The 26208-nt window shown below is 44.9% G+C and carries 22 protein-coding genes and 1 tRNA gene; 18 read left to right on the top strand and 5 right to left on the bottom strand.

What is annotated here, in order from left to right:
• The first annotated feature begins 309 nt into the window (after positions 1 to 309).
• From pyrR to NLX74_RS23215, 9 genes are all read left to right on the top strand, one after another.
• Positions 310 to 876, top strand: coding sequence for a bifunctional pyr operon transcriptional regulator/uracil phosphoribosyltransferase PyrR (gene pyrR / locus NLX74_RS23255; RefSeq protein WP_043882258.1), 567 nt, complete (start codon positions 310 to 312; stop codon positions 874 to 876).
• Positions 873 to 1787 (top strand): aspartate carbamoyltransferase catalytic subunit, encoded by a 915-nt coding sequence (locus NLX74_RS23250; protein WP_254330525.1) that lies wholly within the window; start codon positions 873 to 875, stop codon positions 1785 to 1787. Before pyrR ends, NLX74_RS23250 begins: the two co-directional genes overlap by 4 nt.
• A gap of 58 nt (positions 1788 to 1845) precedes the next feature.
• On the top strand, positions 1846 to 3168 hold the full coding sequence (locus NLX74_RS23245; RefSeq protein ID WP_254330523.1) for a dihydroorotase: 1323 nt from the start codon (positions 1846 to 1848) through the stop codon (positions 3166 to 3168).
• A 62-nt stretch (positions 3169 to 3230) separates the two neighbouring features.
• Entirely contained in the window at positions 3231 to 4367 is a 1137-nt protein-coding gene (gene carA, locus NLX74_RS23240; RefSeq protein ID WP_254330521.1) for a glutamine-hydrolyzing carbamoyl-phosphate synthase small subunit, read from the top strand.
• 1 nt (position 4368) lies between these two features.
• On the top strand, positions 4369 to 7584 hold the full coding sequence (carB, locus tag NLX74_RS23235; protein WP_235309404.1) for a carbamoyl-phosphate synthase large subunit: 3216 nt from the start codon (positions 4369 to 4371) through the stop codon (positions 7582 to 7584).
• 67 nt (positions 7585 to 7651) lie between these two features.
• Positions 7652 to 8446: an orotidine-5'-phosphate decarboxylase gene (gene pyrF, locus NLX74_RS23230; RefSeq protein ID WP_302058705.1), complete on the top strand. Its 795-nt coding sequence runs from the start codon at positions 7652 to 7654 to the stop codon at positions 8444 to 8446.
• Positions 8443 to 9084: an orotate phosphoribosyltransferase gene (gene pyrE / locus NLX74_RS23225; protein WP_071641730.1), complete on the top strand. Its 642-nt coding sequence runs from the start codon at positions 8443 to 8445 to the stop codon at positions 9082 to 9084. The genes pyrF and pyrE overlap by 4 nt, the downstream gene beginning before the upstream one ends.
• Positions 9085 to 9230: 146 nt before the next feature.
• Positions 9231 to 9395 (top strand): hypothetical protein, encoded by a 165-nt coding sequence (locus NLX74_RS23220; RefSeq protein ID WP_014282411.1) that lies wholly within the window; start codon positions 9231 to 9233, stop codon positions 9393 to 9395.
• Positions 9396 to 9519: 124 nt separating this feature from the next.
• Positions 9520 to 9593 (top strand) — tRNA-Ile (locus NLX74_RS23215).
• Positions 9594 to 9714: 121 nt separating this feature from the next.
• Here NLX74_RS23215 and NLX74_RS23210 read toward each other — a convergent pair.
• A complete protein-coding gene (locus tag NLX74_RS23210) occupies positions 9715 to 10110 on the bottom strand; it encodes a (deoxy)nucleoside triphosphate pyrophosphohydrolase (RefSeq protein WP_235309406.1) in 396 nt (131 codons plus the stop codon).
• An 835-nt stretch (positions 10111 to 10945) separates the two neighbouring features.
• Positions 10946 to 11188 (bottom strand): PepSY domain-containing protein, encoded by a 243-nt coding sequence (locus NLX74_RS23205; protein WP_235309408.1) that lies wholly within the window; start codon positions 11186 to 11188, stop codon positions 10946 to 10948.
• A gap of 404 nt (positions 11189 to 11592) precedes the next feature.
• Between NLX74_RS23205 and NLX74_RS23200 the strand changes: the two genes are divergently transcribed.
• Positions 11593 to 12171 (top strand): LysE family translocator, encoded by a 579-nt coding sequence (locus NLX74_RS23200; RefSeq protein WP_254330509.1) that lies wholly within the window; start codon positions 11593 to 11595, stop codon positions 12169 to 12171.
• A gap of 90 nt (positions 12172 to 12261) precedes the next feature.
• On the opposite strand, the gene NLX74_RS23195 is transcribed toward NLX74_RS23200, so the two are convergent.
• Positions 12262 to 12594, bottom strand: coding sequence for a hypothetical protein (locus NLX74_RS23195; RefSeq protein ID WP_025718617.1), 333 nt, complete (start codon positions 12592 to 12594; stop codon positions 12262 to 12264).
• A 287-nt stretch (positions 12595 to 12881) separates the two neighbouring features.
• Positions 12882 to 14378 carry a GDSL-type esterase/lipase family protein gene (locus NLX74_RS23190; protein ID WP_254330507.1) on the bottom strand — a complete coding sequence of 499 codons (1497 nt, stop codon included), beginning with the start codon at positions 14376 to 14378 and terminating at the stop codon, positions 12882 to 12884.
• Between the two features lie 168 nt (positions 14379 to 14546).
• On the opposite strand from NLX74_RS23190, the gene NLX74_RS23185 reads away from it, so the two are divergent.
• Complete coding sequence (locus NLX74_RS23185; RefSeq protein WP_235309414.1) at positions 14547 to 16808, top strand: helix-turn-helix domain-containing protein; 2262 nt, start codon at positions 14547 to 14549, stop codon at positions 16806 to 16808.
• Here the strand turns inward: NLX74_RS23185 and NLX74_RS23180 are convergent.
• Positions 16805 to 17704 carry a carbohydrate ABC transporter permease gene (locus tag NLX74_RS23180; protein ID WP_013311057.1) on the bottom strand — a complete coding sequence of 300 codons (900 nt, stop codon included), beginning with the start codon at positions 17702 to 17704 and terminating at the stop codon, positions 16805 to 16807. The genes NLX74_RS23185 and NLX74_RS23180 overlap by 4 nt on opposite strands.
• Before the next feature lie 269 nt (positions 17705 to 17973).
• On the opposite strand from NLX74_RS23180, the gene NLX74_RS23175 reads away from it, so the two are divergent.
• From NLX74_RS23175 to NLX74_RS23145, 7 genes are all read left to right on the top strand, one after another.
• Positions 17974 to 18933: an ABC transporter permease gene (locus tag NLX74_RS23175; RefSeq protein WP_023989418.1), complete on the top strand. Its 960-nt coding sequence runs from the start codon at positions 17974 to 17976 to the stop codon at positions 18931 to 18933.
• A 21-nt stretch (positions 18934 to 18954) separates the two neighbouring features.
• The gene (locus tag NLX74_RS23170) at positions 18955 to 19578 is read left to right on the top strand and encodes a YesL family protein (protein ID WP_013311055.1); all 624 of its coding nucleotides are present in this window, start codon (positions 18955 to 18957) and stop codon (positions 19576 to 19578) included.
• A gap of 28 nt (positions 19579 to 19606) precedes the next feature.
• A complete protein-coding gene (locus tag NLX74_RS23165; protein ID WP_028540499.1) occupies positions 19607 to 21127 on the top strand; it encodes an extracellular solute-binding protein in 1521 nt (506 codons plus the stop codon).
• A 131-nt stretch (positions 21128 to 21258) separates the two neighbouring features.
• Positions 21259 to 22620 (top strand): glycoside hydrolase family 28 protein, encoded by a 1362-nt coding sequence (locus NLX74_RS23160; RefSeq protein ID WP_254330506.1) that lies wholly within the window; start codon positions 21259 to 21261, stop codon positions 22618 to 22620.
• Positions 22621 to 22643: 23 nt separating this feature from the next.
• Positions 22644 to 23528: a dienelactone hydrolase family protein gene (locus NLX74_RS23155; protein ID WP_254330504.1), complete on the top strand. Its 885-nt coding sequence runs from the start codon at positions 22644 to 22646 to the stop codon at positions 23526 to 23528.
• Positions 23529 to 23553: 25 nt separating this feature from the next.
• Positions 23554 to 24510 carry a pectinesterase family protein gene (locus NLX74_RS23150; RefSeq protein WP_235309416.1) on the top strand — a complete coding sequence of 319 codons (957 nt, stop codon included), beginning with the start codon at positions 23554 to 23556 and terminating at the stop codon, positions 24508 to 24510.
• A 16-nt stretch (positions 24511 to 24526) separates the two neighbouring features.
• Entirely contained in the window at positions 24527 to 26104 is a 1578-nt protein-coding gene (locus NLX74_RS23145) for a glycoside hydrolase family 43 protein (RefSeq protein WP_254330502.1), read from the top strand.
• Positions 26105 to 26208: the final 104 nt, after the last annotated feature.

Below are 26208 nucleotides of genomic sequence, written 5' to 3'. Positions count from 1 at the left end.
GTCATACTTCTTGTAGTTGCGATGAACTTTGTCCAAGAGATGGCTAACCATCTCACACTATGAGAAGCAGGACAAAGGAAATCCTGAATAGCACCTTTAAATCAGTCCCGTGAGGCTGGCAAGGTAACGTGAATGGATCACTGATCAGTGCATCCGCTGCGGCGGTATGTCTTCAGTGTGTCCGAGAGATCGGAGAACAGTGGAAGACTGTTCATACGAGACTCCTTGCCAAACTTGGGCAAGGAGTCTTTTTTGTATCCGAACACGGGACCAGGTCTGAAGGGAACATCACCTGAGGAGGCTGGAAGCATGAGTAATGAAACACATGTACTAATGGATGAAATTGCGATTCGTCGGGCATTGACACGGATTGCACATGAAATTTTGGAGAAAAACAAAGGTATTGATGATTGTGTGCTAGTAGGTATTCGAACACGCGGAGTTCATCTGGCGCAACGCCTGGCTGAAAAAATTGCTGAGATTGAAGGCGCACCAATTCCATGGGGAGAGCTGGATGTCACAGCCTACCGGGATGACCGGAGCAGCGTAGCCGAAGCTAAAGGAAATGGAAAAGAGCTTTTGATGAATCCTGCTGACGTATCGGTTCATGATAAGAAAGTCATTCTCTTTGACGATGTGCTGTACACAGGCCGCACCATCCGCGCGGCGATGGATGCATTGATGCACTGCGGACGACCGCAAATGATTCAGCTGGCAGTGCTAGCAGATCGCGGACACCGTGAGCTTCCGATTCGTCCGGATTACATCGGCAAGAACATCCCGACCTCCAAATCTGAGGAAATCGTAGTAGCCCTTCAAGAGACGGACGGTAAGGACGAAGTGACGATCATTCAGAACCGGGGGGAACAGCTATGATCACAACAGCCAGTCAACTTAAAGAACGTAGCCTGCTCGGGTTAAAGGAACTTAGCCGAAATGAAATCGAGTCCATTCTGGATCGCGCTCATTATTGGGAATCTCAACCAGAAAAACTGGTTCCAGTACTGCAATCACGCTTTGCGGCCAACATGTTTTTTGAAAACAGCACTCGCACCCGCTTTTCTTTTGAGATGGCAGAGAAGCGGCTGGGCGCTCAGGTTTTGAACTTTTCCGCTGCGGCTTCCAGTGTGGAAAAAGGGGAGTCCATTTACGATACAGTACGTACGCTCGAATCCATGGGCATTGATGCAGGAGTCATCCGGTTAAAGCCAGCCGGGGTGCTGCAAGAGCTCGCTGAGAAGGTCAGTGTTCCACTGGTTAATGCAGGGGACGGCAACAATGAGCATCCAACGCAGGCTCTGCTGGACCTGTACACCATGCGCAAAACTTTCGGTGAGCTTAAAGGCTTGAGAGTATCCATCATAGGAGACATTCTGCACAGCCGTGTCGCTCGCTCGAATCTGTGGGCCTTGCAAAAATTCGGAGCCAAGGTTAGCTTCTGCGCTCCTGATAATATGCAAGCACCTGATCTTGCGGCGTACGCGCCTTATGTTCCGATGCAAGAGGCACTACAGGCGGACGTGGTCATGATGCTTCGGGTACAGCTGGAACGGCATGCCGAAGGGATGTTACGCTCAGCGGATGAGTACCGAGAGCAGTACGGTTTGACAGAGAAAAGAGCAGCGAACCTGAAGCCCGGAACGATCATCATGCATCCAGCTCCAGTGAATCGGAACGTGGAAATTGACAGTGCGGTTGTGGAGAGCGAACAATCACGAGTTTTTCCACAAATGGCAAACGGGGTTCCGATCCGCATGGCGGTTATGGAACGGGCAATGAAGCTATAGAAGCTGTTAGTAGGATCGTAGGAAAAGTTGCAGAAAACTGAGCGGAGGAATATTTCAGATGAAACAATTAATTATGAATGCAAGCGTATTGAACGAGCAGGGCGAGGCTGAATTGAAATCCATCCTAATCGCCGACGGAAAGATTTTGGCTATTGCAAATGCGGATGCTGGAGTGAGCCTACTTATGGAAGAAGGGGCATCTGGGCAGGAGCGCGAAATCGAAAAGATCGACGCCCAGGGAAAACTGGTCACCCCCGGTTTAATCGACATGCATGTGCATCTGAGAGAACCTGGCTTTGAATATAAAGAAACAATTGAAACGGGCAGCCGCGCGGCGGTGAAAGGCGGATTTACGACGATTGCCTGCATGCCAAACACACGTCCAGTGACGGACAATGTTGACACAGTCCAGCTGGTATTGAAAAAGGGACAGGAAGCCGGGTTTGCCAAGGTTCTTCCTTACGCAGCCATTACGAAAAACGAACTGGGTCGTGAGCTGACAGATTTTGAAGCGCTCAAAGCAGCAGGTGCAATCGGCTTTACTGACGATGGTGTCGGGGTGCAAAGCGCGCAAATGATGAAGGACGCCATGGCGCGGGCCAAGGCACTGGATATGCCGGTTATTGCACACTGTGAAGATAACACGCTTGTTGAAGGAGCGGCAGTGACGGACGGCGAATTTGCCAAGCGCCACGGACTTAAAGGCATTCCGAACGAATCCGAAGCCATTCACGTCGGACGCGACATTTTGTTATCCGAGGCAACCGGGGCACACTATCATGTATGCCATGTCAGCACAGAGCAGTCAGTGCGGTTAATCCGCCACGCGAAATCTTTTGGTATCAAGGTAACGGCTGAGGTATGCCCGCACCACTTGGTATTGTCAGATGAGGACATTCCTGGGCTGGATGCGAACTGGAAAATGAATCCTCCGCTACGCTCCCCACGTGATGTGCAGGCATGCATCGAGGGACTGGAAGACGGCACGATTGACATCGTCGTAACCGACCATGCAGCGCACAGTGAGGAAGAGAAGGCAAGAGGTATGGAGCTGGCGCCATTCGGGATCGTTGGATTTGAGACGGCCTTCCCGCTGTTGTACACGAAATTCGTAGCTACCGGACAGTGGACGCTGGACTTTCTGGTGCGTCGTATGACTGCTGATCCAGCGCGTGTCTTCCGCCTGGATACGGGACGCCTGGAAGAAGGAGCTCCAGCTGACCTGACCATGATTGATCTGGAGCAGGAGCAGGCAGTTGATCCGCAAACGTTTGCCAGCAAAGGACGCAACACTCCTTTTACAGGCTGGAAGCTCAAAGGATGGCCTGTGAAAACTTGGGTAGACGGCAAACTGGTATGGTCTGCTGACGAAGCAAAATAAATAGAAACCACTAAAAAAAATAGAACCTTATAGCAGGAAACAATATAGAGGAGTGAGACGGGATGCAGGCAAGATTGTTACTTCAGGACGGCACGCTGTTTACAGGCACATCATTTGGTGCGGAAGGTGATAAAACAGGCGAGGTCGTTTTCAACACAGGGATTACAGGCTATCAAGAGGTGCTGACTGATCCCTCTTACTGCGGACAAATCGTAACGATGACTTACCCGCTGATTGGCAACTATGGAATTACTCGTGATGACTTTGAATCGGTACGGCCTTATGTCCATGGCTTTGCTGTTAGACATTACGAGCCAGCGCCAAGTAACTGGCGTGCTCAATACAGCGTGGGCGATTTGCTGAAGGAATATGGCATCATTGGCATTAGCGACATCGACACCCGCATGCTTACCCGGATTATTCGCCATCACGGCACGATGAAGGGCATTTTGACGACTGGTTCCCAGCCGCTGGAAGAACTGAAAGAAATGATGTCTGACTTGACCATTGAAGAACTGCGCAATCAGGTTCCTATGACTTCCACACCTCATCCGTACAGCAGTCCTGGCAACGGAGAGCGGATCGTATTGATTGACTACGGTGCCAAAAGCGGCATTTTGCGCGAACTGAACAAACGGGACTGCGATGTAGTTGTCGTTCCACATGATACGACGGCTGAGGAAATTCGTCGCTTGGACCCGGACGGTATCCAGCTGTCTAACGGCCCTGGAGACCCAAAAGACGTACCCCATGCCGTTCGTACGGTAGCTGAACTGTTAGGGGAATACCCAATTTTCGGAATTTGCTTGGGACACCAGTTGTTCGCTTTAGCTTCCGGCGCGGATACGGAAAAGCTGAAATTCGGACATCGCGGTGGTAACCATCCGGTGAAAGAACTGGAGAGCGGACGCTGCTTTATCACATCACAAAATCACGGCTACACGGTGAATGAGGATTCGATCCAAGGTACTGAGCTTGAAGTGACGCATATTAATAACAACGATAAAACGATTGAAGGTCTTAAACATACCAAGTATTCCGCGTTTTCGGTGCAATATCATCCAGAGGCTGCACCAGGACCTTACGATAATGGCTACCTGTTTGACCGCTTTCTGGACATGATCCGTGAGCACAAAAGAAATCATCCAAAGCAACCGCGTCAGGCTGCTATCGCCGCCGCAGTGAGAGGAGAGCGCTAATATGCCGAAAAATACAGAACTTAAAAAAATACTTGTGATCGGTTCCGGTCCTATCGTCATTGGTCAGGCAGCAGAATTTGATTACGCTGGTACACAAGCTTGTCAAGCGCTCAAAGAAGAAGGCGTCGAGGTAGTACTGATCAACAGTAATCCGGCAACCATCATGACAGACACCAACATGGCAGACAAAGTATACATCGAGCCGATTACACTTGATTTTGTAACACAGATTATCCGTCAAGAGCGTCCAGATGGGCTGCTTCCTACGCTGGGAGGACAGACAGGTCTGAATATGGCAGTGGAACTGGCTCGCGCCGGAGTGCTGGAGCGTGAAAACGTCAAGCTGCTGGGAACTCAACTGAATTCGATAGAAAAAGCCGAAGATCGTGATCTGTTCCGTGATTTGATGCGCGAGTTGGAACAACCTGTACCGGAGAGTGTAATTGTAACAACCTTGGAAGAATCGTTAGAATTTGCTAACGAAATCGGTTATCCAATTATCGTTCGCCCGGCTTATACGCTAGGGGGAACAGGCGGTGGTATCTGTTCCACAGAAGAAGAACTGCGTGAAACCGTCAGCTCTGGCTTAAGATACAGTCCAATCGGACAATGTTTGGTGGAAAAAAGTATCGCAGGTATGAAGGAAGTCGAATATGAGGTCATGCGTGACGGCAATGATAACTGCATCGTAGTCTGTAATATGGAGAACTTTGATCCAGTCGGCGTGCATACTGGCGACAGTATCGTCGTAGCTCCGAGTCAGACGCTGTCAGATCGCGAATACCAGATGCTGCGCTCCGCTTCTCTGAAAATTATCCGCGCCCTCAATATCGAAGGTGGCTGTAATGTACAGTTTGCGCTTGATCCGCACAGCTATCAATACTATGTAATTGAAGTAAACCCGCGCGTAAGTCGCTCCTCGGCACTGGCTTCCAAGGCAACCGGATATCCGATTGCTAAAATGGCTGCCAAAATTGCACTGGGCTACACGTTGGATGAAATTGTGAATCCGGTAACGGGTCAAACGTATGCTTGCTTTGAGCCAACACTGGATTACATCGTGAGCAAAATACCACGATGGCCATTTGACAAATTCATTTCTGCCAACCGCAAGCTGGGCACGCAAATGAAAGCAACGGGTGAAGTCATGGCCATCGGACGCACATTCGAGGAATCCATCCATAAAGCGGTACGGTCGTTGGAAATCGGTGTACACCGTCTGCATCTTAAGGGAGCCGAACAGCTGTCTGATGACGTACTCCAGGATCGCCTGATTAAAGCAGATGATGAGCGGTTGTTCTTGGTAGCCGAGGCGTTCCGTCGCGGCTGGCAGCAGCAGGAGATTCAAGATTTGACGAAAATTGACTGGTGGTTCCTCGATAAGGTAGAGGGAATCGTCAAGTTCGAAGCCATCATCGCTGGAGAGTCTGAGCTGACCTACGAAACACTCTATCAGGCCAAACGTAAAGGTTTTACCGACCGCTCGATCGCCGAGATTCGCAGTATGGGCCAAAACGACAGTATGATAACCGAGCGTGAGGTACGTGAATTTCGTCTAGCTCAAAACCTGCGTCCGGTCTACAAAATGGTAGATACGTGCGCAGCCGAGTTTGAAGCCACAACTCCGTACTACTACTCCTCTTACGAGGTGGAAAATGAAGTGATTCCATCTAGCAAAGAGAAAGTTATCGTACTCGGCTCTGGACCGATTCGGATCGGGCAAGGGATTGAATTTGATTACTCCACCGTACATGCGGTATGGGCTATTCAAAAAGCGGGCTACGAAGCAGTGATTATCAATAACAACCCGGAGACGGTATCTACGGACTTTAACACATCCGACCGCCTCTACTTTGAACCGCTCTTTTTCGAAGATGTCATGAATGTCATCGAGCAGGAAAAACCGATTGGGGTTATCGTCCAGTTCGGTGGTCAAACGGCCATTAATCTCGCAGCTCCGCTGAGTGCGGCAGGCGTGAATATTTTGGGTACGAGTCTGGAAAGTATCGATGAAGCGGAAGACCGGAAAAAGTTCGAGCAACTTTTATCTCGTTTGGCTATCGCACAGCCTAAAGGCAACACGGTCACATCGGTAGATGAAGCAGTAGGAACCGCACAGGCGCTAGGCTATCCGGTCCTGGTACGGCCATCCTACGTCTTGGGCGGGCGCGCTATGGAAATCGTGTACTCAGATACGGAATTGCTGCGGTACATGGAAGAAGCGGTTAAAATCAATCCAGAGCATCCGGTGCTCATCGACCGTTATATGCTGGGTAAAGAAGTTGAGGTCGACGCCATCTGCGACGGCGAGACAGTATTGGTACCAGGCATTATGGAGCATGTAGAACGGGCCGGGGTTCACTCAGGTGACTCGATCGCGGTGTATCCACCACAGCACTTGTCTGCCGAGCTGAAACAAAAAATTGTGGAAATTACAATCAGCATCGCTAAGGAATTGAAAACGATCGGTCTGGTAAATATCCAGTTTGTTATTCATCAAGACGAGGTGTACGTGATCGAGGTTAATCCTCGCTCCTCGCGGACAGTTCCTTTCTTGAGTAAAGTAACAAATATCCCGATGGCGAATCTGGCTACACAGGCTATTTTGGGCGGTAAGCTTAAAGATGCAGGTTATTCAGAAGGTCTATGGCCTGAAAGTAATTATGTCTCGGTTAAGGTTCCGGTATTCTCCTTTGCCAAACTGCGCCGTGTAGAGCCGACGCTGGGCCCGGAAATGAAATCGACAGGTGAAGTTATGGGACGCGATATTCAGTATGCTAAAGCCCTGTACAAAGGACTTGTGGGGGCTGGTATGAAAATTCCATCCACTGGAGCGATCATCATTACAGTGGCGGATAAGGACAAGGAAGAAGCTGTCGAGTTGATGCAGGGCTTTTACAGACTGGGCTATAAAATTATTGCAACAGGTGGAACGGCGGCTGCTATGAAGCAGGCCAACATTCCAGTGAACACGATCAACAAGCTGAGCGAAGGGAACCCAAACATCCTGGATATGATCCGTACGGGTGAAGCCAACTTTGTCTTCAATACGCTGACCAAAGGCAAAACGCCAGAGCGTGATGGATTCCGTATCCGCCGTGAAGCAGTTGAGAATGGCATCGTCTGCATGACCTCATTGGATACAGTACGCGCTTTGCTAAGAATGCTGGAAACGATCAATTTCACATCCGAATCCATGCCAGTCCTGAGCAAATAATGCGTTACGAATAGATGTGAGGAAATAAGTAGCACAGGGAAGGACATTCATCAGCTTCGGCTGACGGATGTCCTTTATCACGGGCAAATGTACCCGAATTGACGCGAAAAGGGGATGTAGAACGGTGAATGGAGCATTTCAGCAGATGGCAGGACGGCTGATGGTTGCATTAGATTATCCCAATGCACAACAGGCTGAGCAGTTAATTCGGCAGCTAGAGGGGATTCCCTGTTATATAAAAGTAGGTATGCAACTGTTTTATAGTGCAGGGCCAGCTTTTGTAGAACAGCTAAAGTCCAGAGGATACTCCGTATTTCTGGATTTGAAAATGCATGATATCCCTAACACGGTGCGGGGAGGGGCAGAGAGCATTACCCGCCTAGGTGTGGATATGTTCAACGTACATGCTGCTGGGGGCGTTAATATGATGTCAGCCGCTAAAGCTGGTGCAGAAGCAGCTATTTCCGCAGACAGCTCGCTTTCCATGCCGCTCATTATTGCAGTCACACAGCTGACCAGCACGGATCAGACGACTATGAATAAGGAGTTAGGTATTCCTGGTACGGTACAGGATGCAGTGGTTCGTTACGCACAACTGACCCGTGAGGCGGGATTGGATGGTGTGGTAGCATCCCCTTTGGAAGTGCCTGCCATTCGTGCTGTATGTGGATCAGAATTTAAGACGATAACCCCTGGCATACGCCCGGCAGGTAGTGCTACAGGCGATCAATCGCGTGTGCTTACACCTGGACAAGCCATTGCCCAAGGCAGCAGCTACATTGTCGTTGGACGTCCTATCACCGCAGCAGCAGACCCACGCGCCGCAGCGGAACACATTATTAAGGAGATGATACAAGTATGACCACATTTAATAATATACCCGAGCAAATTGCATCCCATCTGTTACGTATCCAGGCGGTGGCATTGCGCCCGCAGCAGCCTTTTACATGGACATCCGGCATTAAATCGCCAATTTACTGCGACAATCGCCTGACTATGTCCTACCCGGAGGTGCGCGAGCTGATCGCAGACTCATTTGCTGCCCTCATTCGTGAGCAATATCCCGAAACCGAAGTCATTGCAGGGACAGCTACAGCAGGGATTCCTCATGCGGCCTGGGTGGCGCAAAAGCTAAATCTGCCAATGGCCTATGTAAGGGACAAAGCCAAAGGACATGGGAAAGAGAACCAAATTGAAGGCCGCATCAGCGCAGGACAAAAGGTTATGGTCATCGAGGATCTCATTTCTACAGGAGGCAGCTCCATTAAAGCAGCGCAGGCTGTAGCACAAGCAGGCGCTCAGCCGTTAGCGGTACTAGCTATTTTCAGCTACCAGCTAGACAAAGCGACTCAAGCTTTTGAAGAAGCAGGTGTGGAGCTGCAAAGCTTGTCCAATTATACAGCTCTGATGAATGTTGCCTTGCGTGAAGGAACCATTCAGGAAGAAGAGATGGAACTGCTGCGTTCTTGGCGTCAGGACCCGGCTTCCTTTGGCAAATAAGATGAGCTATAGGGGACAACAGAGCTAATGATTAGAACGATTCGTACTCATTGCTAACTATTGTAGATTGTTATGGCTCAGGCCGTGTAAATCGAATTCGATCCGGTTACACTACTCCTACCATCATGTGAAAAGAGGGAGCTCGGATGTATTGGATTTACTATGGCAGACTGTACACGACTAAATTTCAGGCAGGATGTCTGGCAAAAAGGTTGGAACACGACGGCTGGATGTATGGCTACAATGATCCCCGCGCAGTGGAGGTGTACCGCTCGCGCAAAGGTCGTTATGGTGTCCGATTTATTCCGTAAGTCCACAAAAATAATTTTATAAAAGAAAATTTTCGAAAGACTATTGACGAAACACAAGAAAATGTTGTATATTAATTAACGTTGCTGTTATGAATATGTAACGTGAATATACAAATTTTTTTGAGGGCCCTTAGCTCAGTTGGTTAGAGCGGTCGGCTCATAACCGATTGGTCGGGGGTTCGAGTCCCTCAGGGCCCATTTCCTCAAAAACCCTTGCGTAGCAAGGGTTTTTTTGTTGTTTATAGAGGGTTAGAAAATGGAGGGAAGTAGCATTTATAAGGGGCGATTATAATTTGCTAACATATTTGTTAACGTGAATTTATTGTCGAGGTTTATCGCCCTTACTAAGCTGCATCACAAATGGTAAATCTGCAGGTAAGAAATCATATTGGAGTATTGTTTCTTTGTTGACCCAACGTAATTGATCATGATCTATTAATTGAATTTCACCAGATACCCACGTTGTCCAAAATGCAATTAATTTTATTGAACCATGACCATATGAATAAACAGACTCTCCAAATTGTTGACCAACCTCAATATCAATTCCAAGTTCTTCTTTGATCTCACGTTTAATACATTCTTCAAGTGTTTCATCGATTTCAAGCTTTCCACCAGGAAATTCCCACTTACCAGCATGTTTGTTGTCGGGGCCTCGTCTGGTGATTAAAAATTCGTCATCATTGTGAATAATGGCCGCCGTAACTAATTTCATCGCCGACACCTCTTATAATATACATAACTTTAAACTTGTCTTGTCCAACACGAGTTTGTACTAAATCACCAATAATTACATCAGCTATCCATTTCTGATCTCCATTAATTATTTAGAAATTGTCCCCTTTTTAATTCTACAATTTAAATCTACAGTATCATGTTAATTCCTTGGAATATGACGATATTTTACATCTTTTGTAACGAGAGCTTTAATCTAAGATCTTAGTTCGGTTTTTTTCCACATAGTATCATCTATATCCAACGGATCAGATGAACCCAAACCAGTAATGCGGCGTGTTCCGCCATGTTGACTTGGTTTTCAAAATCCTTGCTGAAGAACAGATTTAAAGCATTCAATTAATTGTTCTTTGGATATGGTAATCATACATAAGCTCCTCAGATAATTGTTATTCTCAGTATAACAGAAGCTATACTTTGTTATGCTATACTGCACGTTAGTTGATAAAACGACAGCCAGTTTATCGTCTGCCGTCTTATCGTGTTTATTGAACTATCGTTTTCAATTAGTTGAATCATAAGTTATATGTAAAACAACTACGTGTAATACCCATAGGCGAAAAAACAATCGGAAGGAAGTTATCCAACCGACTGCTTCTTTGCTAGCATATTAAAGTCCTGTACCCTTGCGAGAAATTATCTGTTCGACGAAATTGTTGGATTTGATCAAGTGTTAGAATATCGTCGTAACGTCTCTCTAAATTTCGAATCCCACGTTGCCACACCACACGAATCTTCATCCACGATATTTTTCTTCACTCCATCTCCTCTGACTCAAATATGAATTGGAAGAAGGTTGTTGCAATCCGAAGGTATCAATCAAAATCATCTTCTTCTTCAATCTTTATTATCCGTCCTGTTTTGGCAACTACCTCAACCTCAAATATTTTGTTTTGTGGTGTCAAAATGAAAATTTCATAAATGAAAATTCCATTCTCTAAATCCATGCCTACATGAACAACTTGCCCAGGCACATTTCTAAGGGCTATTTCTTGTGCTTGCTGTAGTGAAATTCTTTGTCTAAATACAGGACCAGAATTATAGCCAATACCATACATACAGAATCATTCCCCTTTAAAAAATTAGTTCATTCATCCATATGTATCAGACAGGTTTTTGGTGCAAATTTTACTTAGTTGCCAGCTATGAAGGATCTGAAAATAAAAAGATCACTGGTCATGGGAAGCACCAGTGATCTTTTTGCTAATCCTAGTGTTTGAATATGGCTTGGTGAAAGTGTTGATCATCTAGTAGCTACATCTAAAATTAATAAACTTAATCTCAACTTAATCTCAATTTTATCATAATAATAAATTGTTCATTACATACCGCAGGAGGATGACTATGGTGGTTGAAAAAAGAACAGCAACGCGTTAATATTATGTATCCAAAATTTAAATTAATGGAGGCACATTCATGAATGACATATTAGCTTTTGTGCCTATTACTTATTTTCATAGTCATGTCACCGGGGATTGATTTTGCATTAATCACAAAGCGAACACTCACTGATGGTAAAAAGGATGGTATCAAAATTGCACTAGGTATAACTACTGGTGTTCTTATTCATACGGCTGCTGCTGCATTGGGACTTTCTTTGCTCTTAATGAAATCAGCATTCGCATTTGAAATCGTTAAGTACATCGGGGCTATTTATTTGATTTATATGGGCCTATTATCTTTCATCAAACGACGTAAACCAACAGAGAATTATGACCAGACAGTACACTCGAAGAAGTCACCCTTTATGCAAGGACTTATATCTAACACCTTAAATCCTAAAGTAGCTATATTTTTTCTAACGTTTTTACCGCAATTTATTATGCCGGACTACAATCCAAGTCTACAATTTTTACTTATGGGGTCCTTTTATGCAGCAGTTTCCATTGTTTGGTTTGCCACAATCGTATTATTGTTGAGTTATGTAAGGAAATGGTTAATGTCTCCGAGAGTACAAAATGTTATTGATAAAGCTACGGGCCTCGTTTTAATTGGATTCGGTTTAAACATGATCTTTAGAATTCAAAGAACAGGACATTGAATAGCTATGAGAATAGGGGTTGACATCAGCCCGTCCATAAAAATAGCACTGCCCCAATAAACGGACAGTGCTATTTTTACCGTTTTTATCTTAAGATACCTTAACAGTGTATACCATTCTCAATTTACCGTTACCGCCGTAAATCTCAACTCTTGCATTCGTTGCAGTAGTGGTGGTTACCACCCCGGAAGCGGAGACGGTGACATTTCCGCTCGCCACTTTATAAGTATCTCCTGGGTAATTTGACAACGCATAGGAATAATTACGTGGCAACGTAGCCGTTCTGTAGTATACTCCGTTAACTTCTACGACAGGCGTAATTACCGGAGAAGGGCCTACAGATGCGGACGCGCTAGGGACGATAATACTCCCGATAAGTCCCAGAGACATAGCTGTTGATAATAATATTTTCTTAGTTTTCATAAAAAATCCTCCTTATGTATGATGCAATCTCCTAAAATTACCATGTAAAGTTATGGATCTCACTTCATTCGACAAATGTTGTTAAAATAATACAATAAAATGATTCTAAAGTCCTATGAAATACAAAATAATTAAAATATAACAATTAAAGAATTTTATTTTAAGTTACTGTACTTTTGAACTATTCTCCTAGCTGTATAGTCTTTGATCCACACGGAATAAAAAACGGACGTCAGAGTGATTAGCTCCAAGTCCGTTTTGTGTTTGTATCTAGTTAGTTCTTGAAATCAGTTTACAAGTTGGTGTGCAAGCCTCTCATCGCTGTCTAGATTCCTTTCTACGATACGCTGTTTTAATGCAGACAGTTCCGCACACTGTCGAATGGCTTCCGCTACAAGCTGGGCGACCTGTTTGGCTCCTTCGTCAGAAAAATGGGTATTATCTGTTACACCAGCGGGGTAATTAGGATGCGCTTTTTTAGGCAAATGCATAAATAGCTGCTGTGACTCTTTTTCACCCATTGAACGATAAAGCTGCTGAGAAGCTTCAAAAATATCGAGCAGGGGTGTCTTGGTTTCCGCGGCTACTTTTTTCATGGCAGCAGGATAGGCTCCTACAGCCAACGGATCAGGTTCACCGTCTGCGGTGAATCGGCGGCGGCTTACAGAGGTCAATAGCACTGGAATTCCACCACGCTCCCGAGCGGACTGAATGTATTGAATTAAGTTTTGACGATACTCTCCATCAGGATCGGTATAGCGAGTGGGGTCTTCTTGTTTCTCATCGTTGTGTCCAAATTGAATAAACAGATAATCTCCAGCTTGAATATCTTTTTCAATATCAGCTAACCGGCCTTCTGCTATAAAAGATTTGGTGCTTCGTCCATTGACGGCACGATTGTCCACATGAACAGACGGTGCCAAGTAGCTTTGCAAGTGTTCGCCCCAGCCTGTCATCGGTTTTTCGGTAGCCCCTTTTTGAGCTGCAGTGGAGTCCCCAGCGATAAACAGTCGAGTTGTCATCTGTTGCCTTGCCTGAGCATATCCATGTTTTTGAAGCCAAGTTTCCGCCAGATTAAGCCATTGATGGCATTCATGGTTGTCCTCTGACAGTCCCAATCCGTGTCTTCCTTCCTCAAATACATGCAGTTCAAACGGAATATGTTCTCTGGATAATGAAAAAGCGAACAACAGACTATTTTCTACTGGTACAGCGCCATCATTAGCTGTAGTCCACATCAAAGTTGGAGGTGTCTGTGAAGTTACTTGCTGATCGGATGAAAAGGCTTGAAGCTGCTCCGGCGTCGGCTGTTCACCTAAAAAATGTGTACGGCTTCCGATATGTGTATAAGGCTCATGAAATGAAATTACAGGGTATCCCAACAACAGAAGATCTGGCTTTACTGTCCCTATAGTGGAGACAATGGAGGCCAAGTGACCGCCTGCAGAAAAACCGATAAGCCCCACTTGATCAGGAATGACTAGCCAGTCATGCGGTGTTTGGCGAATCCATTGCAGAGCATGTTCTACATCCTCCAACAAAGAAGTAATCTCGAAATCGCCGACTTGATACTCCAGCACACCCGCATGAATACCTAGATCATTCAACCACCGGGCTATAGGCTCTCCTTCATGTGAGGCCAAATGCTCGTAGCCACCGCCAGGTAATACCAATATAAAAGGACGAGCTTCACGAACTGCTACGGGATAGAGGGAGAGAAAGGAAGTGTCTGACGGAAATTCTCCTTTTATAATCGGTTCTTTAGGACTAACAACATGTAACATAAGTAACTCCTCCAAATTTCTTTTTAACTGCCGCAAACCAAACAAAATCGACTTAAATTGGAATGATACGGATGTAAAAAATAATGCACACGTGAAAAAAATGATTTAAACCTTGTTATGAAAGCGCTATAATTTTGATGTGAAGCAAAGAGCCAGAGGGGGAGCGCAATGAAAAAAGGAAGAATGTTCTACACTATTTTTATTACGATTCTGGTTTTGGGAGTAGGATTGGTGGCCAGTTTTGGCAGCTACATCTATTTTACAACAATTAGCTCCGTTGTGGAGAGAGTTTCCAATACCAAGCAAAGCTACATGGCACAGATCAGAAATAGTCTGGAGCAGAAAATTCAAACGATTGAATATGCTTTTAATACGTATAGCACGACCAGTTCCTTTAATGATGTTGTGAAAAATCCCATTACAGAAAAAGATTTTATAGCGTATCGGAATGTGAATACTCAGCTCAATTATATTGCTACGATGGGATTAGAAGGAACGGAATACTCACTAATCAGTCTGGATCAGAATTGGAGAATCTCCAATGGAAGCCTGTCCTATTTGACGAAAGCGGAACGAGAAAAGCTGATTAGTACCTATATCGACCACCAAGAGAAGGGGCTATTCTGGGTTAAAACAGATAAAGGAATTCGTTTTGTGAATACCTTGCCTGTATTCTCTAAGAAGAAGCAAGCCATTGCTTTGTCGGATATTTCGCTGCAAACGTTAAATCATACGATTCAAACCGAGGATCATATGGCTGTTTTTATTTTGAATAAACAAGGCGATTTAATGTATGAAACCCAGCCTGCTGAACAATTATTGTCCACCCAGCAGCTTCAGCACATTTCAGAAGCTACAGTGAAGCCGAACAACACAGGTATGTTAACTTTGGAGAAAACGGATCAGCAGCCTGCACGACAAGTCATTTACGCCAAATCTGCCTATAACAATTGGACTTACTTAACGGTATTGGATAAGAAAGAAATTGCGGATGCCTTTCAAACGACCAAATTCGGAATCATCATGATGGGACTTGTATTAACGCTCTTAATGGTGGTAGTGGCGTACTTCATTGCCATTTACTTTACAAAGCCATTTCAGCAAATAAAACGAAGCTTGCCTAAAAATCCTAATTTCGCTTTCAAAAATGAACCTTCTAAAAATGAAATTGAATGGATTATTAATTCCATCGACAACATTGTAACCGAGAAGGAAAGCTTGGAAAGTCTCATTCAGTCCGAAATGCCACAGTTGGAAACCCAATTGATTCTCAACCTGTTCCGCAAACGTATTTCTGCAGAGGAATTGGCACGAAAAATGCCACGCCTGGGTTATCCGCAGATCGAGAATCAAATGTATATTACCTTGTTAGTCCAACTGGATAATCTGGGAGATCGAGAGCCCTCGGATAAAGACGTTTTGCTGCTGGCTATTAACAAAATCGTAGAAGAAACGATTCCAGAGCAGCAGCGAATGCTTCCCATCATTTTGAACGATAACACTCAGGCCACCATATTAATTTTGACAGGTAAGAGCGAACAGGAAATGAGAAAGCAAGTCCTAGATGATGCGACCCTTTTAGTTCGAAACGTAAAAGAGTATTTGAATGTATCCATCAGCATCGGCATTAGTACGGTGTATGATAACTTATTAGAAAGTAAAGAAGCCTGTGAGATGAGCAAGCAAGCTTTGCATCACCGTTTAAACTTAGGCAAAGAGTCGATTATTTTTTATGAAGATATTTCCATGGTCATTTCAGGTCCGGTGCTGCTTCATTATCCTACGGAATTGGAATCAAAACTGTTTGATGCCATCCGAATAGGGGACGAAGAGCAGGTATATCATACCGTGCACTCTTTATTAGAGGAAATGATGATAAAAAATAATCATTCCATGAACTTTGAAGTGCTGTTGGTACGGTTTGTGAATAACCTCATCCAATTGGAGCAACTATTAGGGATTGAAGTGCTGCTGACGCAAGACAATCATGCCTTGTATCATCGTTTGCTGGACATCCGTAACCCGGAAGAGATAGAACGTATGCTAATAGAGCAAGTTATTTTCCCCATGGTAAAAAGCATGAAAGAGAAGACCAACCAGCAATTCCGTTGTCTCTCGGAGAAAATTGCTGCTATTATCCGTGCTGAATATGACCAGGAATTATCATTAGAACTCATTGGAGACCGACTTCATTACAATCCGAATTATTTAAGCAGTATTTTCAAAAAAGAATACGGAACGACGTTTAGTGAATATCTGATGGGCTACCGCTTACAAATGGGCAAGAAATGGCTCGTTGAGACAGATATGACGATTAAAGAAATCGCCGAGCGACTGCAATATCATAATTCGCAAAACTTTATCCGCTCTTTTCGGAAAAAAGAACAGGTTACACCGGGAGCTTACCGAAAGATGAAGCAAGCCAATTAGCCTTTTACCGCGCCTAATAAAGCTCCTTTGACAAAGTGCTTTTGCACAAATGGATATACGATTAACATCGGAACGGTCGCAATGACAATGACCGCCATCTTAATCGTCTGCGCAGGCGGGATGACATCTACAGCAGTTCCTTCTGCCTGCATACCACTGGAAACGATTACAATTTGTCGTAGCAAGACTTGAATCGGCCATTTGGCAGAATCATTGATATAGAGAATGGCGTGCATATACGTATTCCAGTAGGCAACAGCGTAGAATAGAGAGATGGTTGCAATAGAAGGCAGGGCTAATGGCAACATAATTTTAAAGAAGATACCAAAATCGTTGCACCCGTCCATCTTGGCTGATTCCTCCAGATCATCTGGCAGCGCCTGAAAAAAGTTACGCATGATAATCAGGTTAAACGCATTAATGGCCACGGGAAGAATCAAGGACCAATACGAGTTGATAAGCCCCATGCTTTTTACAACCAGGAATGTCGGAATCATCCCCCCACTAAACAACATAGAAAACACGACAATGAAGTTAATCGTATTGCGGCCAAGTAGATATCTTCGGGATAATCCATAAGCCATAAAAGCAGTAAATATCATACTTACAACTGTACCGACGATCGTTACTCCGACCGAAACCCCGAGACCTCTAAAAATGGTGGGAGTCGACAGAATATAGCGGTAGGCATCCAAGGAAAAAGTAACTGGGAATAAAATGAACTTCTTGGCTATCACCTCTTCGGTTGAGGCAAAAGAGCTGGCGATGATATTCAAAAAAGGTAAGAGACAAGTGAGGGCAATGAGAATCAATAGTGTACTGTTTACAATGTTGAAAATACGGCTGCCCAGCGATTCTTTTTTTCGTAATTTTTGTTTTCGTAATGGCTGTGTCAATGTGGTTGACCTCCTCGTAATCGTTTACATGTCAACTTTATCAAGAGGAAAGAATTCCGTATATAATCAAATCTTGAGGTGTTCTCTAATCATGGAAATAAGCGGATGCTCATTAGGTTGTGTAGTAATCATTAGCTAAGGTGATAAGGTTGAAAAGTAGGCTGCACACCCAGTTTTGTAAACGCTATCATTTGATGATTATATGCGGAATGCCGAAAATCGCATACTCTTGAAAACGTATACAGGAACGTTTGAAGGAGGTCGAACTAATGAAAGTTTCAAGTGTCCCCGCACCAAACATGAAAATGAAAAAGAACAAAAGAACGACGGAAAGCCTTTTACGAATGCAGAAACACAAGTTGCTCTATTTAATGGTTTTACCCGGACTGGTGTACTTCATTATTTTTAAGTATTTTCCTATGGGGGGATTGGTGATTGCATTTCAGGATTATCAAGCTTTTCAGGGAATCACGGGCAGTCCATGGGTAGGAATGAAGCATTTTATTCGTTTGTTTACCGAGCCTACGTTTTTTATGCTGCTTCGCAATACGCTGGTTTTGTTCGCATTGAACATTGTAATCTTTTTTCCATTGCCCATCATTTTGGCACTCATGCTGAACGAGGTTAGGAAGATGTTTTTTAAAAACATTATTCAAACCATTATCTACATCCCGCACTTTATGTCATGGGTTATCATTGTTTCGATTTCTTATGTATTCCTAACCGTAGATGGTGGGGTGCTGAATGAAATGATTGCCGCGCTAGGCGGTGAGAAGATCAGCTTCTTAACTTCTCCCCAATGGCTGCGAACCGTCTACATCGGGCAAGTGATTTGGAAGGAACTCGGCTGGTCTACCATCATTTATTTATCTGCGATTACAGTGGTAGATACGCAATTGTATGAGGCAGCAGAGATGGACGGAGCTGGACGCCTGAGAAAGACATGGCACGTTACCTTGCCTGCGATTCGCCCGGTCATTATTACATTGTTAATTTTGAAAATCGGTAGCACTTTGGATTTGGGCTTTGAGCATATGTATCTGTTATTGAACTCATTAAATCGCGAGGTTGCCGAAATCTTTGACACCTACATTTATACTGCGGGTTTAAAGAATGGACAATTAAGTTTCAGTACGACGGTAGGACTTTTTAAAGGTGTGGTAGGTTTAATCCTGATTATGGGGTCCAATCGACTGGCCAAGAAATTTGGTGAAGACGGCGTTTATTAATGACGACGGGAAGGATGCATAATGGTACGGTTTGTAGAAAACATGAACAAATGGTGCATGCGCCTGCTGCGCCTGGTCTACCTTAATTTGCTTTGGACGGTTGCGACGATTCTAGGCTTGGGTTTTATAGGTGTCGGACCTGCGACCGTTGCTATGCTTAGTATTTTAAGGCAGTGGATTCGGGGCAATGAGGAAGTCGCCATTTTCTCGACGTTTGTACGTTACTTTAGAGAAAGCTTTAAAGAAGCAGCAATCATTGGCGGGCTTTACAGCCTTGTGGGTTACGTACTCTACGTGGATATAGTCAATGTCTCGTCCTGGTATGTTCGTGTGGTGACGCTTATTGGAGCCTTTTTGTATCTCATCTCTTTGGCCTACATTTTCCCGCTACTGGCTCACTATGATTGGAAAGGTATCAGACTGAAGGTCAAAATGTCGATAGTGATTGGATTTTCGTATTTACAATATACGCTTGTTCTTTTTGTAGCCATTGTCGTGCTTTTTGCATTGATTCTAGGCTTGTACCCAGGAATTCTAACTTTTGCCGGAGCAAGTATTATGGGTTATCTCGTGATGTGGATGACGCATCAGGTGTTCAGCAAAATAGAGCGAGAGGTTCTGGTGAAAGAGGAAGATATGGCATAAATATATAAACAGAAGAGGAGCAAACACGATGAAAAAGGGAATCACGACGAAAAAGGGAGTATCGGGCCTTCTTGCTGTACTAATGGTCATGAGTGTTTTTTTAGCTGCTTGCGGTGACAAGGGAGCTGAGGATCAAAGCGGCCAAACCTATGATCCGAAGTCCAAACTGGAATTTACCTGGTTAAACGTATTGCATACCGCTTCTCCGCCTACAGAAACGATCAAAAGCAAAATTGAAGAATACACCAATTCTAAAATCACGTTCAATTGGGTGCCTGACGCTTCCAAAGAAGAGAGAATCACTACCGCGCTTGCATCCGGCGAATTGGCCGATATGGTGACGCTGACGATGATGACAAATTCTTCAGTACGAAGCTCTTTGAAATCAGGGCTATTCTGGGATGTAGGAAAGTATTTGGATGATTATGAAAATTTGAAGAAGATCCCGCCTGAAGTTCGGGAAGCCGCATCCATTGAAGGGGTACTGTATGGCGTTCCGTTCCAGAAGAATCTGGCTCGGGCGGGTCTAGTCATTCGTCAGGATTGGCTGGATCGCTTAGGACTGAAGGTGCCGACGACACTGGATGAGTTGTATGAAGTTGCGAGAGCGTTTACAGAAGATGATCCGGATGGAAATGGAAAAAATGATACGACTGGGTTTGTTGACAGATCAGATCTACGCTACAGCAGCTTCAAAACTTTAAGTTCCTACTTTGGCACACCTAATGGCTGGAAAGTAGATGAAAGCGGAAAGTTTACGCCAGAATTTGATACTCCTCAATATTTGGAGACCTTAAAGTATTCCAATAAATTATACAAAAATGGATATCTCTCTAAAGACTTTGCTGTAACCGCTAAAACGGATCAGCAGCAACAATTTGCACAAGGTAAAGCAGGTATTTATACGGGTATGATCGATATCTCTAACCTCAGAACCTTGTCCCAAGGCCTACAAAAGGGACTGAAGCTGGTACCGGTTAACAAGATTTCGAATGGAGATGGCAAATACCACGTATGGTCTGAAGGAAGCGGGGTAGGAGGTTTGCTGGCATTTCCAAAATCCGAAGTAAAAACGGAAGCTGAGTTGAAGAGACTGCTGCAATTTGTAGATGATTTAATTGACAAAGATGTATATATGTATATGACCGGTGGTATTGAAGGCACTCATTATAAAATCGAAAAAGATGGAGCCTTTAAAATTACGAATACAGATTTGTGGCAAGCAGATGTTCAGCCGTTTTCAAGCTCCAGACCAAGTGAAGTGACCTACAACTTAAAAGATGCCAATCCAGAAAAGGAACTGGCTAATGAATTAGTCCGAGAAAATAATGAATTTGCTGTTCTGGACCCGACCGTGCCACTGGATTCAGTCACTGCTAATGAGCAAGGAACAGAGCTGGAGAAAATCATTACCGACGCCTCCTTCAAATTTATTATGGGCGAGCTTGACGAAGCCGGATTTAAAGCAGCCGTAGAAAACTGGAAAAACTCCGGTGGATCACGGATTACTGCTGAGTATGAGGAAGCGTATAAAAAAACGAAAAAATAATAGCTGAGTATGGCTGTTGCCCCCAGACTCCTTGAATGATTTCTTGGATGTTGAAACCCGGGGGCAGCTTATGCTTTCCCAATACAAAATGGATCTAACATCCACAAAATATAAAGACAGGAGAGAACGAAATGCAATTGTATAACATTGTAGATTATGGAGCAGTTCAGGATGGTACGACGTTGGCTACAGAAGCGATTGCGGCTGCCATTGAAGCGGCCAGCAATGCTGGAGGAGGAACCGTTTATGTTCCGTCTGGGACGTATCTGACAGGAGCTATCTTTCTGAAAAGTAACATTGAGCTGCATGTAAGCCCTGGCGCAACTCTGTCCTTCAGTACGGAACTGGCTGATTACCCTGTAGTAGAATCCAGATGGGAAGGCGTTCAGCGGGAAGTGCATGCGTCATGCATTTATGGACAGAACCTTGAGAATATTTCAGTTACAGGTAGCGGAACGCTGGACGGAAATGGCCAACCGTGGTGGGAAAAGCACCGGAATCATCCAGAGGAGTTACAATATCCGAGACCCAAATTAATCAGCTTTGACCGTTGTCAGCGGGTTACCATTAAAGATGTTATGTTAAAAAATTCCCCCAGTTGGACTGTAAACCCCATCGCTTGCTATAACGTTACGATTGATAATTTGTCCATTCTTAACCCTGCGGACTCCCCCAATACGGATGGCATTAATCCTGAATCCTGTTCCAATGTTCGTATTAGCAACTGCAATATAGATGTGGGCGATGATTGTATTGCCATCAAAGCAGGAACCGAAGATACACAAGAGCGAATTCCATGTGAAAATATTACGATTACCAACTGTACGATGGTACATGGACATGGCGCAGTCGTACTGGGAAGCGAAATGAGTGGTGATATTCGTAATGTTACGATCAGTAATTGCGTGTTCAAGCAAACGGATCGGGGTATACGTCTGAAATCCAGACGAGGACGTGGCGGAACCATCGAGGATATTCGCGTCAGCAACATTGTGATGGAAGATGTAATTTGTCCATTTATTCTGAACCTTTATTATTTCTGCGGCCCTCGGGGCAAAGACAAATATGTGTGGGATAAAAATCCCTATCCGATTACCAATGAAACCCCATGCTTTAGACGAATCCATTTTTCCGATATTACGGCACGACAGGTTCATGCGGCTGCTGGATTCTTATACGGACTTGCAGAGCAATATATTGCTGAAATTACATTTTCCAATATTGATATTTCTATGGCTAAAAATGCAATTCCCGGTCGTCCGGCGATGATGACAGGGATTGAAGATATGAACAACCGTGGTTTTTATCTAGGTAATGTGAAGGATATTCGTTTTCAACATGTGACGATTGAGAATCATGAAGGTCCTGCCTTTTACATTGAAAATGGAGAAGACGTTGAAATCAATCGTTGTCATTCGAAGAATACAGCTCAGCCCGAAAAGCTGATAGAACAAGTAACGATACAACCTTCTGAACGAAATAAGATGAATTAGGAGGGCATGAAAGGAGGTACAACGTGGATAAGTTGCAAGCATTGTTGGGCGACCTTCCGGCAGATCGCCCTGTAACGGCAACTCTGCTGAATCAAGAAGAGCGCGAGGGATACCGACTGGAGTGTCTCCTGCTCGACTTGAACGGGATCGAGTCTGTACCCGCTTATGTAGCTACACCCTTACAAGGGAACGGTCCGTTCCCATTGGTCGTTTTTAACCATTCGCATGGAGGCAATTATACGAACGGGCGCAAGGAACTGATCCATAGCAGCCCTTACTTGCAGCAGCCCTCGTTTGCTACTACCCTGACAGACATGGGGTACTGTGTATGCTGCATTGACATGTGGGGTTTCAATGAACGTGGGGGCAAAACTGAGAGCGAGCTGGTAAAGGAAATGCTCTGGCAGGGCCAAGTGCTGTGGGGCATGATGCTGTATGATAACCGTCGCTTGGTGGATTATATGTGCCAGCGTGAAGATATCGATGCTTCCCGTATCGCAACAATCGGTATGTCGATGGGCGGACTCATGGCATGGTGGATGGCTGCGTTAGATGAACGGATACAGGTGACGGTTGATATTTGTGGACAGGTAGATGCCCATACGCTAATCGCCAAAAGGGGGTTGGATCATCATGGTTTCTATTCCTATGTCCCTGGCTTGTTGAAGCATTTTACCACCTTGGATATTCAAAAGCGGATCGTACCTCGTCCACGGATGAGTATAACAGGTCAAAATGATCGGATGTGTCCTATTGAGGGAGTCGAGCATTTGGCAAAAGGTCTGCTGGAAGCTTACCAGGAAGCAGGTCACCCTGAGCATTGGCAGCCTGTGATTGCGGGCGGTGGACATATGGAGACGTTGGAAATGCGAACGGCGTGGCAGTTATTTTTAGCTGAACACCTGTAAATCAAATGAAAGGATCGGGGTAACCATGCTAGTTGGAAAAGAATCCTTTTGCGATTTCCATACGATTCAGGAGGCGATTGCTGTATTGGAGCAGTCGGATTCCAACGAAATGGAAACGCTAACTATTTTATCAGGTACTTATGAGGAAGAGGTGCGAATTTACCGTTCATATCTTCATATTATAGGCATCGGACAGGTAGAGATTCGAATGGATCGGTATGCCAAGGAGCAGGATGAAGCGGGTGAGGAAATAGGGACCTTTGCCACACCTACTTTATTTTTAGGTGGTAGCCATCTGATCTTGGAAAATCTCACGATTTCCAACACGGCAGGACAGGGAGAAGCCATTGGGCAGGCCGTTGCGGTATACGCTCATTGTGATGAAACGGTCTTTAGAAACTGTACCTTTAAAGGGCACCAGGATACTTTATTTACAGGCCCTCTACCTCCTGCACCGAAAGAACGACTCCAGTTTGGTGGAATCCATTTGAAGGAGCATCATAGGCACTATCGACAGCTCTACCAGCATTGTTATATAGAGGGGACGGTGGACTTTATTTTTGGTGGGGCTACCGCGTATTTTGAAGATTGCGAGATTCGCAGTTTACGCCATCATGACAACCAAACGAGCTACGTCACAGCCGCCTCTACGCCGCAAGGACAAGCGTATGGTTATGTATTCAACCATTGCTACTTAACCGCAGAAGCTGATATTACCCCGGTTTTTTTGGGGCGTCCGTGGCGGGAGTATGCCAAGACCGTATTTGTCGATTGTAAAATGGGCGATCATATTGACCCACGTGGCTGGGACAATTGGAACAATGTCGCGAACGAGAAAACAGTCTGTTATCAGGAATATAACGGACCCGATGAAGTTGCTACGTTACGTAAGCAGCGTGTTCCGTGGGCAGATTGTTTTGAAACGGGAACAGAAGTATGGAGCAAGGAACAGGTATTTGATGAAGTAACATTTTGGAAGTAAGGAGAAGTGAGGTCTCATGATGATCCAAAATCCCATATTAAAAGGCTTTAATCCCGATCCGTGTATTACACGAGTCGAGGATACTTACTATATTGTGGTGTCATCGTTTGAGTGGTTGCCTGGAGTACGGGTGTACCAGTCCAAAGATTTGGCCAACTGGGAGCATTGCACAGATATTTTGACCGATCAGGTTGATTTAAGAGGAAACCCGAAAAATTGCAGCATTTGGGCACCGCAGCTTAGCTATGCGGATGACCTTTTTTATCTGCTCTATACGGATGTGAAAAGCACCAAACGTCCGTTCAAGGATGTTCATAATTTTGTGATGACGGCGCCTACGATCCAAGGGCCTTGGTCGGAACCCGTCTATCTTAACAGTAGCGGATTTGATCCGTCTTTATTTCACGATGAGGACGGACGCAAATGGCTGTTGAACGCATTGTGGGATTACCGCATGTTGGAAAGTAATAAATCTTCCGGCATCGTCATGCAGGAGTATGACAGCAAGCAACAACAACTCATTGGCGAGCCTGTTAAAATCTTTGATTGTACTCCTTTGAAGAAAACAGAAGCGCCTCACATCTACAAGCAAAACGGTTATTACTATCTTGTTACAGCGGAAGGCGGAACGGGTACGGGGCATGCCGTTACCGTAGCACGGTCGAAGCAGATATCCGGGCCATATGAAGTAGACCCGCACAACCCCATGCTTACGTCACGTGATCGACTGGATTTCCCGTTACAATGCGCAGGACATGGCAGTCTTGTACAAACACCGGACGGTGAATGGTACATGGCTCATTTATGCACACGTCCAGTAGAGGGGAAATATGCCATTTTAGGACGGGAAACAGCCTTGCAGCAAGTGTACTGGAATGATGAAGGCTGGCTGCGATTAACCGCCGGGGGCCATACACCTCAATTGGAGGTGCCCGCACCTCAAGGGAAGTTCTCGGTTAAGCAAGAGCAGCAGAGTTATATTTTCGAGGATTTTTTCGAGGGACCCGCATTAGATAAAACGTGGAACACATTGCGTATCCTGGCGGACGATAGCTGGTGTTCATTAAGCCAGCGCCCCGGTTATCTTCGGATTCTAGCTGGAGAATCCATTCAAAGTCTGTTTCAGCATCATGTGCTTGCCATTCGGCAAACGGATCATCATTTCCGGGTGGAAACAGCATTGGAGTATCAGCCAACAAGCTATTTGCAAATGGCGGGGCTTCTACTGTACCTTAATGAAGAAGATTATTTGTACGCCTATATTAGCTATGAGGAGGGACAAGGGAAGGTACTGCGCATAATGCGATGTGAAGCCAACACATTTACCTTAGTTCCCCAAGCGATTACGCTTCAGGACGATCTTCCTATACATTTAGCTGTGGAAGTCCATGCATCCCACGGGCAATTTTATTATGGAGTCGGAGACAAACCTGCGTGGAAGCGGCTTTTTGAAATGCAGGATATCAGCTTTTTATCCGGTGGTTTTACAGGGAATTTTGTAGGTATTGCTGCTCATGATATGCAACAATTCCAAGGAAGCTACGCTGATTTTTCTCATTTCTTATATCAGAGTAAGGATCATCTTTCCTCATAAAAAACATGATAATGAATATGTTGAAAGGGAACTGACCCCATAACGTGAGACAAATCAAAACACCTTCAAGAGAATCAAGCCATGTCGTAAGATATGGAGATAAC

The sequence above is a fragment of the Paenibacillus sp. MZ03-122A genome (assembly GCF_024213325.1).
Taxonomy (GTDB): domain Bacteria; phylum Bacillota; class Bacilli; order Paenibacillales; family Paenibacillaceae; genus Paenibacillus; species Paenibacillus polymyxa_B.
This window is presented reverse-complemented; position numbering and strand designations above follow the sequence as displayed.

Coding starts and splice junctions, on each gene's coding strand:
- pyrF (WP_302058705.1), top strand. CDS start 7,652: ATGTCCTTTATCACGGGCAAATGTACCCGAATTGACGCGAAAAGGGGA.
- NLX74_RS23165 (WP_028540499.1), top strand. CDS start 19,607: ATGAAAAAGGGAATCACGACGAAAAAGGGAGTATCGGGCCTTCTTGCT.
- NLX74_RS23185 (WP_235309414.1), top strand. CDS start 14,547: ATGAAAAAAGGAAGAATGTTCTACACTATTTTTATTACGATTCTGGTT.
- pyrE (WP_071641730.1), top strand. CDS start 8,443: ATGACCACATTTAATAATATACCCGAGCAAATTGCATCCCATCTGTTA.
- pyrR (WP_043882258.1), top strand. CDS start 310: ATGAGTAATGAAACACATGTACTAATGGATGAAATTGCGATTCGTCGG.
- NLX74_RS23200 (WP_254330509.1), top strand. CDS start 11,593: ATGTCACCGGGGATTGATTTTGCATTAATCACAAAGCGAACACTCACT.
- NLX74_RS23195 (WP_025718617.1), bottom strand. CDS start 12,594: ATGAAAACTAAGAAAATATTATTATCAACAGCTATGTCTCTGGGACTT.
- NLX74_RS23210 (WP_235309406.1), bottom strand. CDS start 10,110: ATGAAATTAGTTACGGCGGCCATTATTCACAATGATGACGAATTTTTA.
- NLX74_RS23170 (WP_013311055.1), top strand. CDS start 18,955: ATGGTACGGTTTGTAGAAAACATGAACAAATGGTGCATGCGCCTGCTG.
- carB (WP_235309404.1), top strand. CDS start 4,369: ATGCCGAAAAATACAGAACTTAAAAAAATACTTGTGATCGGTTCCGGT.
- carA (WP_254330521.1), top strand. CDS start 3,231: ATGCAGGCAAGATTGTTACTTCAGGACGGCACGCTGTTTACAGGCACA.
- NLX74_RS23250 (WP_254330525.1), top strand. CDS start 873: ATGATCACAACAGCCAGTCAACTTAAAGAACGTAGCCTGCTCGGGTTA.
- NLX74_RS23145 (WP_254330502.1), top strand. CDS start 24,527: ATGATGATCCAAAATCCCATATTAAAAGGCTTTAATCCCGATCCGTGT.
- NLX74_RS23175 (WP_023989418.1), top strand. CDS start 17,974: ATGAAAGTTTCAAGTGTCCCCGCACCAAACATGAAAATGAAAAAGAAC.
- NLX74_RS23160 (WP_254330506.1), top strand. CDS start 21,259: ATGCAATTGTATAACATTGTAGATTATGGAGCAGTTCAGGATGGTACG.
- NLX74_RS23190 (WP_254330507.1), bottom strand. CDS start 14,378: ATGTTACATGTTGTTAGTCCTAAAGAACCGATTATAAAAGGAGAATTT.
- NLX74_RS23220 (WP_014282411.1), top strand. CDS start 9,231: ATGTATTGGATTTACTATGGCAGACTGTACACGACTAAATTTCAGGCA.
- NLX74_RS23205 (WP_235309408.1), bottom strand. CDS start 11,188: ATGTATGGTATTGGCTATAATTCTGGTCCTGTATTTAGACAAAGAATT.
- NLX74_RS23150 (WP_235309416.1), top strand. CDS start 23,554: ATGCTAGTTGGAAAAGAATCCTTTTGCGATTTCCATACGATTCAGGAG.
- NLX74_RS23245 (WP_254330523.1), top strand. CDS start 1,846: ATGAAACAATTAATTATGAATGCAAGCGTATTGAACGAGCAGGGCGAG.